17 protein-coding genes and 1 pseudogene are annotated in these 13,175 nt (G+C 36.2%); 4 read left to right on the top strand and 14 right to left on the bottom strand.

Going from position 1 to position 13,175, the window contains the following annotated elements:
- Positions 1 to 6: 6 nt before the first annotated feature.
- The 7 genes and pseudogenes from CD001_RS07710 to CD001_RS07680 form a co-directional block, all read right to left on the bottom strand.
- Positions 7 to 1,035: an LCP family protein gene (locus CD001_RS07710; protein WP_257009744.1), complete on the bottom strand. Its 1,029-nt coding sequence runs from the start codon at positions 1,033 to 1,035 to the stop codon at positions 7 to 9.
- A gap of 223 nt (positions 1,036 to 1,258) precedes the next feature.
- Positions 1,259 to 1,453 carry a polysaccharide deacetylase family protein gene (locus tag CD001_RS07705; protein ID WP_096186940.1) on the bottom strand — a complete coding sequence of 65 codons (195 nt, stop codon included), beginning with the start codon at positions 1,451 to 1,453 and terminating at the stop codon, positions 1,259 to 1,261.
- 53 nt (positions 1,454 to 1,506) lie between these two features.
- Positions 1,507 to 1,845, bottom strand: coding sequence for a polysaccharide deacetylase family protein (locus CD001_RS07700; RefSeq protein ID WP_096186939.1), 339 nt, complete (start codon positions 1,843 to 1,845; stop codon positions 1,507 to 1,509).
- A 327-nt stretch (positions 1,846 to 2,172) separates the two neighbouring features.
- Positions 2,173 to 2,331 (bottom strand): annotated as a pseudogene (locus CD001_RS26870) (sensor histidine kinase); the annotation flags it as partial.
- Positions 2,332 to 2,563: 232 nt separating this feature from the next.
- Positions 2,564 to 2,872 (bottom strand): ArsR/SmtB family transcription factor, encoded by a 309-nt coding sequence (locus CD001_RS07690; RefSeq protein WP_096186938.1) that lies wholly within the window; start codon positions 2,870 to 2,872, stop codon positions 2,564 to 2,566.
- Between the two features lie 1,131 nt (positions 2,873 to 4,003).
- Complete coding sequence (locus CD001_RS07685) at positions 4,004 to 4,909, bottom strand: cation diffusion facilitator family transporter (RefSeq protein WP_096186937.1); 906 nt, start codon at positions 4,907 to 4,909, stop codon at positions 4,004 to 4,006.
- A gap of 210 nt (positions 4,910 to 5,119) precedes the next feature.
- Complete coding sequence (locus tag CD001_RS07680) at positions 5,120 to 5,773, bottom strand: fibronectin type III-like domain-contianing protein (RefSeq protein WP_096190524.1); 654 nt, start codon at positions 5,771 to 5,773, stop codon at positions 5,120 to 5,122.
- Between the two features lie 53 nt (positions 5,774 to 5,826).
- Between CD001_RS07680 and CD001_RS07675 the strand changes: the two genes are divergently transcribed.
- The 4 genes from CD001_RS07675 to CD001_RS07660 all read left to right on the top strand — a co-directional run bounded on the left by CD001_RS07675 (position 5,827) and on the right by CD001_RS07660 (position 8,901).
- Positions 5,827 to 6,390, top strand: coding sequence for a TetR/AcrR family transcriptional regulator (locus tag CD001_RS07675; RefSeq protein WP_096186936.1), 564 nt, complete (start codon positions 5,827 to 5,829; stop codon positions 6,388 to 6,390).
- Positions 6,391 to 6,539: 149 nt separating this feature from the next.
- On the top strand, positions 6,540 to 7,358 hold the full coding sequence (locus CD001_RS07670; RefSeq protein ID WP_096186935.1) for a purine-nucleoside phosphorylase: 819 nt from the start codon (positions 6,540 to 6,542) through the stop codon (positions 7,356 to 7,358).
- 98 nt (positions 7,359 to 7,456) lie between these two features.
- Positions 7,457 to 8,686 (top strand): NupC/NupG family nucleoside CNT transporter, encoded by a 1,230-nt coding sequence (locus CD001_RS07665; protein ID WP_257009743.1) that lies wholly within the window; start codon positions 7,457 to 7,459, stop codon positions 8,684 to 8,686.
- A 44-nt stretch (positions 8,687 to 8,730) separates the two neighbouring features.
- Positions 8,731 to 8,901: a XapX domain-containing protein gene (locus tag CD001_RS07660; RefSeq protein WP_407081098.1), complete on the top strand. Its 171-nt coding sequence runs from the start codon at positions 8,731 to 8,733 to the stop codon at positions 8,899 to 8,901.
- A 214-nt stretch (positions 8,902 to 9,115) separates the two neighbouring features.
- On the opposite strand, the gene CD001_RS07655 is transcribed toward CD001_RS07660, so the two are convergent.
- The 7 genes from CD001_RS07655 to CD001_RS07625 form a co-directional block, all read right to left on the bottom strand.
- The gene (locus CD001_RS07655; protein ID WP_306454064.1) at positions 9,116 to 9,862 is read right to left on the bottom strand and encodes an STM3941 family protein; all 747 of its coding nucleotides are present in this window, start codon (positions 9,860 to 9,862) and stop codon (positions 9,116 to 9,118) included.
- A gap of 299 nt (positions 9,863 to 10,161) precedes the next feature.
- Complete coding sequence (locus CD001_RS07650; protein ID WP_096186931.1) at positions 10,162 to 10,692, bottom strand: hypothetical protein; 531 nt, start codon at positions 10,690 to 10,692, stop codon at positions 10,162 to 10,164.
- A 66-nt stretch (positions 10,693 to 10,758) separates the two neighbouring features.
- Positions 10,759 to 11,088 carry a hypothetical protein gene (locus CD001_RS07645; RefSeq protein WP_096186930.1) on the bottom strand — a complete coding sequence of 110 codons (330 nt, stop codon included), beginning with the start codon at positions 11,086 to 11,088 and terminating at the stop codon, positions 10,759 to 10,761.
- Positions 11,089 to 11,094: 6 nt separating this feature from the next.
- Positions 11,095 to 11,424 carry a hypothetical protein gene (locus CD001_RS07640; protein ID WP_096186929.1) on the bottom strand — a complete coding sequence of 110 codons (330 nt, stop codon included), beginning with the start codon at positions 11,422 to 11,424 and terminating at the stop codon, positions 11,095 to 11,097.
- Positions 11,425 to 11,449: 25 nt separating this feature from the next.
- Positions 11,450 to 11,893 (bottom strand): DUF5085 family protein, encoded by a 444-nt coding sequence (locus tag CD001_RS07635; protein ID WP_096186928.1) that lies wholly within the window; start codon positions 11,891 to 11,893, stop codon positions 11,450 to 11,452.
- Positions 11,890 to 12,348, bottom strand: a complete 459-nt coding sequence (locus CD001_RS07630; RefSeq protein ID WP_096186927.1) for a hypothetical protein — start codon at positions 12,346 to 12,348, stop codon at positions 11,890 to 11,892. The genes CD001_RS07635 and CD001_RS07630 overlap by 4 nt, the downstream gene beginning before the upstream one ends.
- 21 nt (positions 12,349 to 12,369) lie before the next feature.
- On the bottom strand, positions 12,370 to 13,170 hold the full coding sequence (locus tag CD001_RS07625; RefSeq protein WP_096186926.1) for a hypothetical protein: 801 nt from the start codon (positions 13,168 to 13,170) through the stop codon (positions 12,370 to 12,372).
- Positions 13,171 to 13,175 lie beyond the last annotated feature (5 nt).

Genomic DNA, 13,175 nt, shown 5'->3' with positions numbered 1-13,175 from the left:
GTCGGTCTAATTCCTTTCAACTTCCATATTCTGATCATTCACAGCGCTTGGTTCTTCATTGTCGATTGACAATTCCAGTTCTTGCTTTAATTGCTCTGATACTTTATGTAAGTCCATTTCATTTGGGATGAAATAATAGATATTGTCCCTGATTTCATCTTGTCCATCTATTTCAAACGTTTTGATTCCAGATGTATTGATGGAAGAATAGCTTTGCTGTAAATCGAAAATCTCTTTCGGACTAAAGCTTGTTTTTACATTTTCACCTAAAATATTTGTGATTTCTCCCATTTTAAAAAGTGTTCCTGTTGAAATCGCCTCATCAATCGTTGCTTCGATAAATTGACTCTGCCTTTCATCACGAGAATAGTTAGCATTTGCTTCATGTTTTCTCATTCTTACAAACGCCAAAGCTTCTTCCCCATTTAATAAACTTTCTCCTTCTTCAAAATAGAAGTGCTCACCACTAACATAGAAATTCTTTTCATAAAACGGCTGTTTAATATCAACTGTGACTCCACCTAGTGCATCCACAATATCTCTAAATCCATCAAAATTAACAGCGACATATTCATCAATTGGAATATCAAGCAATTGCTCTACTTTTTCGATCGTAAGTTTTTCTTCACCATATCCAGTAATCGATCCATACGTATATGCTGCATTAATCTTATGGAAACCTGCATATTGTCCTGCTTCAACGGCAGTAAATTCCATTCTTGTGTCACGTGGTACAGTTGTCATTGTCATTTGCTCAGTACGTGGGTTTAGTGTGACAACAATGAGTGTATCTGCACGACCATTTTGACCGTTCGTTTCGTAATCCTCGATCCCCATTAACAAAATGGATATCGGATCATCACCGATGGTCACTTCTTCTTCTCGAAGCTCTGACTTATTATCTTCACGTTCTATCTCTACATGAGCTTCTTTCGTTGCCCCATATACATTCATAAATAAATACGTACTATACCCAATGACCGTGATGAACAATAGTAATACGAATGAAAGGATCATTTTTTTCCATCTTTTCATTTTTGATCTTCTTTTCCTCAATGTCATTCCCTCACTTATCTACGATTCTTCTTTTCATATCCATAGGTTACTTAATTTCTTTCACCGACACGATAACAACGATCATAACACTTAAAGTTATAAGGTTCTATATGTTCATCTATTATTTTTGTCTGATACCTATGTTCTTGTAAGTAACTTAATAAAATAGATGGATGATTCGCTGTTTCCTCTTGATCATGCATTAGGATATAGGAGTTTCCCCGACTTTATCTAGTTTTTCAATTTGTGAAATTACATTCTTTACATATTCGCCATCTGATAAATTCCAATCATCACTGTCTATATTCCAATCCCATAATTTAAATCCATTATTACCTAAAACTTCTCTAAAAGAATTGGTTAAGTAAGGTATGCTACCATAAGGTGTGCGAATCAAATACGATTGAACACCTGAGATGTTTTTCTAGTGTTTCTTGAACCGTCTTCATTTCATCTAATGCAGACTGCTCTGATTGGTAAAATAATTTTATCTCTATCATGAGTGACACAGTGTAATGCAACCGCATGTCCGTCCTTAACCGTCCGATTCACGATGTCTGGGTGTGTTCTCATTTCTGGTTCAAGCATAAAAAATGTTGCTTTTGCATCAAACTGATCGAGAATGTCCAAAATCTCAATTGACGCTGAACTAGGTCCATCATCAAAAGTTAAGTAAACCGTTTTTCCATTAACCTCTTCATTCATTGATGCTTCAACATTATCCCCGGCAATTTTCTCTTCTTTTTCTCCCGTCTCCTCTATAGAGTCTTCTACTCCTTCTTCATTCATTTCTAAGACTTGTGCGTCGAGTTAGTCGATATTTTTTATTTCGATCTAAAACTACAAAAAACAGTAAAACTACTAATACACAAATAATGATAAACTGAATTTTTTTAACCAATTATCTTACATTCCTTTCACTTTTACCGCTATGATGATTTGGTCATGATGATAGAGTAAATGGATGAAATGAAGATAAGATAATGATAGAGTGAATATTAATTAAAGATCTTATAACGTTAAAAACAAATAAACAGCACTTTTAAATATAACAAAAAAGCCATCTAACTGCATGAATTTAAGATCAATTGCTAGATGACTTTCTCTTTGACTTATTTACTTTTTATATAAATAAAAATAAAAACATACACTATTTTCCGTATTACGTACCCCATATTCTACGTCATGTAATTTTAAAATATTATTAGAGATAGCAAGTCCTAGTCCTGTCCCTTCTTTCGAACGCTGATTTTTCTCACTTTGATAAAAACGATCCCTCCAATTAGTTTGGCTTAATCGCAAAAATTATAACAGGAACATGTAAAGATAAGATAAAGAATTTAGAATCCGACCTGGAAGTTAATAGATCCAAGTTACCAAATGAAGTGAAATGCTATTTCTAAACATGGTAAAACGTGTACCTTCACTGAAAAAAAGAAACTCCTCATAAGTTTTGTGAACTTATGAGAAGCCGCTCGTAAGTATTCAATTTTTCTTTTTTATATACTCATTCATGCTCAGCATGCGTAATCGCTTGGTCAATGAGTGTAATGACATGTTCATCAATACAGCTATAGTATATATGTTGTCCTTCTCGACGGGCACGTACCAAATTTGCCTGACGAAGCGTTCGTAGTTGATGAGAGATCGCGGACTGGCTCATGTCTAGAATTTCGGCAATATGATTGACGGAGCATTCTTCCTCTGACAATAAATGAAGAAGCTTTAGACGTGTTGGATCTGCGATTGCTCGGAACATCGATACGACGTGATGGATCGTATCTTCCTTTAAAAAATGGTGATTATGTTTCTCCAATTCCGTTCCCCCTCATTTTCCGATAGCTAAATTTAGACAACGTTCGTATTGTTATTATATCGATATTAAATGGAAAAGTCTAAACGTTCATTAGTATAGGAAAAGCAGAATATGGACCGTCAAGAGAAGATTTCGAGTCCCTTGACGGTCGGAAAGACAGTCATAAGACCGCCAAGAGGAGATTCAGAGTTCCTTGACGGTAGGAAAAGCTGATAATGGACCGCCAAGAGAAGATTCTGAGTTCCTTGACGGTCAGAAAGACAGTCATAGGACCGCCAAGAGAAGATTCTGAGTCCCTTGACGGTCAGAAAGACAGTCATAGGACCGCCAAGGGAAGATTTCGTGACCCTTGACGGTCGGAAAAGCAGAATATGGACCGCCAAGAGAAGATTTTGAGTCCCTTGACGGTCGGAAAAGCAGTCATAGGACCGCCAAGAGTAGATTTCGAGTCCCTTGACGGTCGGAAAAGCAGTAAATGGACCGTCAAGAGAAGATTCAGAGTTCCTTGACGGTAGGAAAAGAAGAAAATGGACCGTCAAGGGAAGATTTCGTGGCCCTTGACGGTCGGAAAAGCAGTAAATGGACCGCCAAGAGAAGATTATGAGTTCCTTGACGGTACGAAAAACAGAAAAAGCACCGTCAAGAGAAGGTTTCGAGTCCCTTGACGGTACGAAAATCAGTCATAGGACCGTCAAGAGAAGATTTCGTGACCCTTGACGGTTGGAAAAGCAGTAAATGTACCGTCAAGAGAAGATTTCATGACCCTTGACGGTAGGAGAAGTAGAAAAAGTACCGTCAAGAGAAGATTTCGTGATCCTTGACGGTAGGAAAAGCAGTCATAGGACACCGTCAAGAGAAGATTTCGTGATCCTTGACGGTAGGAAAAGCAGTCATAGGACACCGTCAAGAGAAGATTTTGAGTCCCTTGACGGTAGGAAAAGCAGTCAAGCGCTTTCGACGCATTCACAACCTCGAATATACTAGAAGAGGATGAAGCACAGTATACCTTCCACACTCTTCGTTATTTTTAAAGAGATCTCACGAATACAACCCTTAAAGGTTTATATTCACACAAGCAGAGCCTGTCGTTTACAAAGAATATAATCAGTGGGGACTGGCTGATCGTATTTTTTATATAGAAACGTGCTGGCACGCATAGTTAGCACTCGTTTCCACTTGAACGGTGCATCGATCAATGTGTAAATGATCTTTTACCCAATCGTTTACTTGTTGCGTAATTTGCTGTTGTTGATCTATATTCGTTACATCTAATACTAAGTGACAAGAAAAACTGTGCACCTCTGATGACAAGCTCCAAATGTGCAAATGATGTACACTCGTAACCCCTTTTATTTTTAACAACTCACTTTCTACTTCATCAATATGAACCTGATCTGGTGTTCCTTCCATAAGAACATGTAAAGTATCTTTTAATAGACGGACCGCCGTCACCGCAATTAAAATCGAAATGAGAATACTTAATAACGGATCAACCCAGTACCATTGAAACACTAGCATGATTATCCCAGCAGCGATCGCGGAAATTGACCCTAATGTGTCTCCAAGAACATGTAAATAGGCTCCTCTCATATTTAAGTTCGATTTTGCGCTGTCACCTGTCAAAACGATAAGTGCTCCTATATTTGCAATGAGCCCAATTGCAGCAATAACAATCATTGGACCGCTATGAATAACTGATGGATTTGCAAATCGATCAATCGCTTCGTAAATAATGTATACACTTACACCGATAAGAGCGAGACCATTTGCTAGTGCTGCAAGAATCTCCAACCGGTGATAACCAAACGTTCTTTTCTTTGTTGCTGCGCGTGTCGCGAAAACGATCGCAACAAAACTAATCAGCAAATTTAAGAAATCGCTAAGCATATGAGTTGCATCAGCGAGCAGAGCAAGACTACCGGTCCAAATCGCTCCAACAAGCTCAACAAACATCCAACTTCCGATAATCGCCATCGCAGCAATTAATCTTTTCTTATTTTTCGTACCGTGACTATGGCCATGGTGATGTCCAGACATGTCCTCTCCTCCTTAAATGTGAATACATGAGTAACTGTTCATATATTCATATTAAGATGAACACGATTTTCTGTCAATAGAAAATGTCATAAACAAATCTTAGCTTGTCTTGATTCTTTTACGTTCCCGTTCCAAGGTTAGTTAATGGACGAGCCAATTTTTTATCCTTTCACTTGTTTGAACATAATCCAATCAATGGATATACCAGACTTAACATCTTCTAACTCCAATTTCTATTCTCTCTCCTAATGAAACTTTTTGTTTTGGCGTATCTACATAGGTAAGTTCATACGTACCATCTTCTTTTTGACGACTTGGCATCATTCGTTTCAACGACATTGTTGGCGCTAAAACTTCTTCTAGTTGTTCCTCCACTTCTAAAGCTTCTAGTTCAAAGCTGCTCATGTCACCAATATTTATGTTCACTAGATTTCTTACACTATTTCCTACAAATACGTTATACTTTCCAGCTTCTAACACATAAGAGGAAGGATGACCTGTCACACCTCCATCATCATAGAAGGCCAAAGAATGAACAGGGAAGCTAATCGTTAAGTGCTCTGATTCACCAGCTTGTAATTCTTTTGTTTTCTTAAATGCAGCCAACACTTTTGCTGGTTTTCCTAACTTTCCTTGTGGGGATTCCACATACACTTGAACAACTTCTTTTCCAGCATAACTAGTTCCACAATTTTTTACCGAAACATCAATCTCAATGAACGTTTCCCTATCTCTCTTAACTACTTTCGCTTCTTCAGCATCTATCGTAAAGTCCGTATACGATAAACCAAAGCCAAACTCAAATTGTACTTTTCCCGAAAAATTTGTTTTTTCTGAATACTCTTTACTTTTTTGTTTTTTCATATTACGATAAATATGTAGACTGACTGATATATTTTTAGAAAGGACATAGACACATGAAAAGAAATTCACGCGAAGATATGATAAAAACAACGGCTTATTTGCTTCAATCAAAAGGTTATTTTGGTACTGGTTTAAATGACATTATTAAACATAGTGGAGCCCCTAAAGGCTCTATCTATTATCATTTTCCAAATGGTAAGGAACAACTAGCAACAGAAGCAATCGAATGGACTAAGCAAAGTGTATCTGATTTCATTAAAGAAAAACTAAACTATTATTCTGACCCGACAGAAGCCATTCAAAATTACATCCTGGACAGTGCTGAGCGATTTGATAAAGATAACTATTTCCAGGGGGTCCCAATTGCTGCAATTGTCCTTGAGACCTCAGATATAAGTGATAACCTAAGGAAAACATGCCAAAGTGTATTTGAAAGTTGGCATAAAATATTTGCAGAAAAACTTCTCGATAACGGGTATGAGAAAGCTGTTGCATATGAAGTTGCGATGACGGTGAATGCCATGATTCAAGGGGCTTTAGTTATATGTTTAACTAGAAAGGATGGGGAACCTTTAAGAGTTATTTCAAATGTTATTCCTTCTCTGTTAAAGAAGTAATTCGTAATCTTTCGTTCAATACATCCTGTTTTTTAAAGTTAATTATGTAGACCGGTCTACAATTAATTTAGGGGGTGGTATATAGCCATCAATAATATGCGACATTTATAAAAATCAATTGTAATTAATAAAATTAGGAGGAGATATTTTTGCATACTACAAATGAAATTAATAGTGCGAAAGATTATATAAAAGGATTAACTGAATTCGAACCTGAAATTGGTATAATCCTTGGTTCGGGTCTCGGTGACATGGCTGATCATATTGAAGAATCTGTAACTGTTCCATACGAAGACATTCCTTATTTTTCTAAGTCAGAAGCCCAAGGTCATGCAAACCAATTAGTCATTGGAAAATTAAAAGGAAAAGTTGTTGTTGCAATGAAAGGGAGGTATCACTATTACGAAGGATACACATTAGATGAAGTAACTTTTCCTGTTCGTGTAATGAAAGCATTAGGAATTGAAACGCTGATCGTTACAAATGCTTGTGGTGCTGTGAACACCTCTTTTAATCCAGGGGAGCTCATGCTAATTACGGACCATATCAACCTTGTAGGCACAAATCCGCTTATCGGAAAAAACAATGTAGAACTTGGCCCTAGATTCCCGGATGTCTCACAAGTTTACACGAAGGAATTGAGAAAATTAAGTAAGGAAATTGCAAAAGAACAAGGCATTACTTTGCGAGAAGGAGTTTATGGATGGTGGAGTGGACCGGTTTATGAAACACCGGCAGAAATCAGAATGATTCGGACATTAGGGGGAGACGCCATCGGCATGTCCACTGTACCTGAAACAACTGTAGCTGTTCATTCAGGAATAAAAGTTCTAGGAATTTCATGTTTAACAAATATGGCATGTGGAATTCTTGATCAGCCATTAAGCCACCAGGAGGTTATTGATGTCGCCGGTCAAGCAAAGGACAAATTTATCAGGTTAATCAAAGAGGTTGTTCACAAAGCTTAAGTTTATGAATTTACCTTATTAGTATATCTAGCTGCTAGTTTGTGATAACTGGCAGCTAATAATCGACCGTTTTTGACAAAATAATCCAAGGGGGCTGAATGATGAATATTATTTGGGGCATGTTTGGGTGTAGTGTAATTATACTAATATCAATTCTTTTATCTGAAAATAAAAGACTTATAAACATCCGTACTGTAACTGTCGGCTTTTTCTTGCAAGTAATCTTCGGTATTTTAGTTTTGAGATGGGATATAGGACAGGATATCATTCAATTTGCTTCTACTGGAATAAATAATCTCATAAGCTATGGGAATGAAGGATTGTCATTTGTTTTTGGACCATTAGCTGATAATAATGGAGAGGTTGGAGTCTTCGCAGTTACTGTACTTGGAATGATTATATTTTTAACAGTTTTAATTGCATTACTTTATTACTTTGGGATTATGCAACATATTGTACGGATAATAGGTGGATTTATTTCAAAAGTAATGCAAACCTCTTATGCAGAATCTGTTGCAGCTGCAGCAAATATTTTTATCGGTAATACGCAAGCCCCACTAGTGGTGAAGCCATACATCTCAACTATGTCAAGATCACAGATATTTTCTGTCATGGTTGGTGGACTTGCTTCTGTCTCAGGCGCTGTTTTGATGGGACTTGCAGCTATGGGTATTCCTATTAAATATCTTCTCTCAGCAGCAGTCATGTCAGCCCCTGCAGGGTTAATGATCGCAAAATTTGTTATTCCGGAGTCGGATGAAATTAATAGAGACGAATGGAAAAGAAATGATGATACGATGACAAACGATAAGGAAGATACAAATTTAATAGATGTTATTTTTGTGAACTCAAAAGAGGGATTGCATTACGCAGTGAACGTAGGTTTAATGCTTATTATGTTTATTAGTCTTATTGCATTATTAAACGGAATACTGGGTTTTGGAGGTTCCCTTATTGGACTGGAGAATCTTTCATTAGAAATATTATTTGGTTACCTATTCTCTCCAGTCGCATTTATTATTGGAATTCCTTGGAATGAAGCGGTTATGGCAGGAAATCTTCTTGCTCAAAAGTTTCTATTAAATGAATTTGTTGCATTTGCCTCTTTCTCCACAGGTCTAGAAAGTTTCTCTGATCGTTCAATTGCAATCTTGACTTTTGCTTTAAGCGGATTTGCAAATTTCGGAGCTGCAGGGAGTATTGTAGGGATGCTTTCAAGAATGGTCCCTCACCGTAAAAAAGAAGTTCAGCAACTAGCAATAAAGGCACTCATTGCTGCTACACTGGCTAATTTGTTAAATGGCGCAATCGTCATGATTATACTATAAGCTGCAAACAGTTATAAATAGTTTAACAAATAAATTTATAAAGGATGAGGTTCATGCAGGAAATATTACTAGCTTTAATTGCTGGTCTAATTGTTGGAATAGTCTTTACATGGATTAAACTCCCTATACCGTCCCCCCCTGCACTTCCTGGTATCATCGGGATTTTAGGAATATATCTCGGACATAAATTAGTTAATTTCTTTTATGGATTTTAGGTTACATTTTAAGGTTAAAAGACATTTCACAACCATTGGGGTAGGTTACCCTGCCCCGATGGTAGTCCTTTCGTTTTTCGCTTTGTTTTTTATAAAATGTTATTATCGCTTTTGACACGTCGCTTCATGCCCAATTTAGCTCTCAGATTTCTTAGTCTAAAGAATATTCCTCATCTACCACTAACAGTAAAATAATGTCTGAACGATCATTAAATTATTCTGATATCCTCCATTTTTTTATAAATCTTCGAATTGCTCTCAAGATCAAATAAAGAAAACCAATTGGAGCAAGAAAAAGACTAACAAAATAAAGAATTAAGTGAATGATAAATCTAAGTTGGATATAATACACAGATATAAATGACTGCTTTTCCATCCTGTAATCAAGTTTGAATCCCAATAAGACATCATATATAATTTTTGCAAAGGGATATAAGAAAAACGATGTAATGAGAAATGGCATATTATCATTATTCGTGGGTACATAAATAAGAAAATACATCACGCCTGTCAAAATCAAACTAAACACATATGATTTCAAAAAGTATTTACCATTCACTTGGCGTTTTTTATCTACATCATTGGTGGTCAATAGATTTACTTCTTTAAATGTACGTCTACCTAGTTCTTGAACAAGCTTTCGCCTATCTTTACGTTTCACATGGCCCAACGCAATAGCAAACGAAGCAAGATTCATCACTTCGTTAAGTTTATTGAGCTTTCTCATTTTACTAGACATACGTGCACGGTATTTTTCCTCATCACTTAACAAGAGCTCTATAAATTTATCAAAATCTACCTCCCAAACATTGTAGCCTTCTATGTCTATCCATTTGATCGAAGTTGGGTGCTTGGAAGAAGGTTGAATAATTAACTCTTCTTCGGTTAAGGTAAGATACGGTTTTGGATTCAACAACTTTTTAAATAAAATAAAGATCAAAAAACTAAAAAACAAGATCAATAGTGCGCTTAAAATACTTCAAAAAAAATCTCCATATTTATAGGTATGTCCGAATATCACAACACCGAATGTGCTAAATACCGAACTTAAGAGCACTAAATACAAGATCTTCAATTTTGGCGGATAGAAATGTAATTCTTTTGTATTTTTCATAGTAGACTCTTCATTTACAACCCCTTCTATATCTCACGTTGTGAAAAAATCCGCTTCTCATTCAAACCTTCAGTGCGGACATTTTTGTCGACAGTTACTCTTTGTCATATATAAAAAACTAGACTTTCAGGAAGTCATGTCATTTGTTAATCTTTATACAATCTAATTCTTTCTTTTGGTAATCTATTCAAATAGACTATAAAAAACACGAATGCAAAAAAAGAGAAGATTAATAAAGCTAAAGAAGAAGTAAAGTAATAGGAAATAATTAGGATAAGAAAGATTACAAAACTAATAGCTGCAATCCACACCTCAAGTTTGAATACTTTCTTTCCTTTTTCGATATAATCTTCGATCATTGATTCTGTTAAATAAATTTCTTTCACGTCTCTATATCCGAATTTCTTATAGAAATACTTACCGGAAATTATGCCAAGCACAATGACACCAATGATGGTTCCAATCTTTGAAAATGGTAAATTAATTCCTTGTATTGCTCTCATGACACCTATAAAAGTAAAAATAAAAATCCAGTAAGAGGGTTTTAAAAAATCTTGGCCGGAATCCTTATGGTCAGCCTTATATGTAAACCTTGTTTTTCCATCAAGAAATATCGTGTAATTTCGTCCATCTTTAATAATTTTTGTATAAATCGGAATCAGCTTCATATACTTCATTCCTTCTTCCTACCCCATAAACACTTCAAGGATGAACAACCAATCGGTTGCCCACCCTGACCACCTTTATTCTTCTACATCCATTGAAAAGTTCGCAATATCCATGAACATATTGTCCATTGTTAATGATTCATATAATTCCTCACTCTCTGGCGTTAGTTCGAGGAAAAAAGGCAGTGTATGGTTAGGTTCAATAACGCCAAACTCTTCTTCACTTAAATAAATCTCGACCTGATCAAATACAAGTTCTCCATCTGTATTTCCTAATGTAAAATCAAATGAAACATTTGTAATTGGGACTTCTAAACGATTCACTGCTAAGAAGAAAAGATTGCTCCCTTCCTCAGTTATGTAAATATCAATCGGAACGACACCAAAATCATTTGGAATGCCCATATCAGGTTAAGCTGTCACAACTTCATTAATATCGGCATACAATGGATGATTTTCAATCGTCACTCCCGCTTCTTGATCAATCTTATTCACTTGAAGCTGTAGTGGTTCAAGTTCTGTATGTTCCACAGCTTCATCATCAATCAGGTCTATCTCCTCTTCCTCATTCATAGAAGACTCTTCTTCATCTATGAGATCAAGTTCTTCTTCCTCATTTTCGACTTGATTATCTTCTTCCATATTCATATCAGCTCCTTCTCCATCTGTACTCGTATCCTCTGAATTACAGCCGACTAAGATCATTCCTAATAAGATAGTTGTTAATAAAATGTGTCTCATGATTTCATATCTCCTTTTGTTATTGTCATCGGTACCCAACACTCATCTCAATATACGACTTATCTGAATGAGTTCTTTTATATTCCACGAATACAGGAGTTGCTTGTTCTAAGCCAAGATGGTTTAAACGCTCGATTAACTCCCAATACTTCACTTGTGCTTGCTCCTCGATATTCCCTTCTACGCGAGTCATTAACATCGGACTCACCGAAAAATAGCTACGGAAGCGCACATAATCGTCTGAGTCTACGTTAAATTGTTCTTCCTCTATTCCAAAAAAGATTTCCGCTGTCATCACTTCATCGGTAGGATCACTCATAATGGAGAAAATAGCGGTACCCGTTGGGTGGTAGTTATATCGCTCCAAAAACGCTTCAAAATCTTTAAACGCTAGTTCAATTTCTTCCGGTACAAATTGATAATATTTCGATACAACATTTCGATAGGCGATCTTATGATTATCTATCATCTTTGATCGCCTCGCCCTTGAATCGGCACATACAAATCGATCATCATATCACCATACACTTCTAGTAACACACAATAAAACGTATCTTCTAACAAAATGCCTTGTTCACTCGCATACTCTCGTACTCTCTCATAAGCAGCATGAAAATCAACCTCTTTATTCGCTTGTCTTAATACGAGGGCATTCTCTACTTGAACCGTTCCTTCAAAGCGAAAGTCCGGTTCATTCTCAAGACGAACCGCTTCATTAATCGGTAAGTAATATGTAAAATGCCCAAAGGACTTTTCCCCTTCTGTAGGTGCAACAGAGAAAAAGACAGGACCTGTTTTATAAATCCCTTCAGTAAGCAATAAATCCTCCATCATAAAAAAACCTTCCTGCCAATCGGTTCGCAGCTGTGTTTTTTCGTAAACTAATAGATTATCAAATTGAAGTGGCCGTTTTTCAATTGTCATTCATATCACCCTTTCTATTGATCATTTGAGAGAAGTCTTTTCATCTTCCTCTGTTTCTTGCAGAGGAATTAATGTTAAATGCTTCCCAGTTGGTTTAAAATTGAAGCTTTTAAAGCGATATTTGCAATACAAAATGACAAGCTGTTCTGGAAGAACAAAGATCATCATATAAAATATGAATAACCCAATTCCAACAATAAACAAAACTTCATTATCCATGAGATCGATATTTCTCATAAAATATTGTACACTAACCGCAACTCCTATGCTTCCGGCTCCAATAGAGGCCATATTGATTTTCCCTTCAAACTTTCCACGCAATTTATCCCGCGAAGCCCCCTTTCTATACTTCCCTTTCAACAACAAAATGTAAAAACGAATACACGTTACGATAAACAAAATAACCCCTACTGCTAATGTAATATAGATATACTTTATAACATTTTCTAAAACATAATCTTCTGGTAATTTCGCTCCTACTGTAAGTAGAGGGAGAATATACCATGAATATGTCAATAAGTTATGCGTCATGAAAATACTTAACAAGTACTGAGACTTTTGATGGTTTTTATAAAAATACGGAAATGAATATAGAATCGTTAGCGCTACAATAATAATCGTTATCCATAGGTGAATCGCTACTAGTTTATCTGTAAAAGGTAATATGGAATAGTTACCTATAAAAAGACTTAAAAAAACCATTAACGCTTGGCCAAAGATACCGATAATCATAGCACCACCCAATGATACAGGTGCCTGCCTTCCCGATTCAAACGGGCCTCTTAATACTAAAAAATCCTTTTCTGATAATTTACTAAACATAATGT

This window comes from Evansella halocellulosilytica (genome assembly GCF_002335745.1).
Classification (GTDB): Bacteria; Bacillota; Bacilli; order Bacillales; family Salisediminibacteriaceae; genus Bacillus_CA; species Bacillus_CA halocellulosilytica.
The sequence above is the reverse complement of the archived record's forward strand: the minus strand, read 5'-3'. Positions and strand labels throughout refer to the sequence as shown.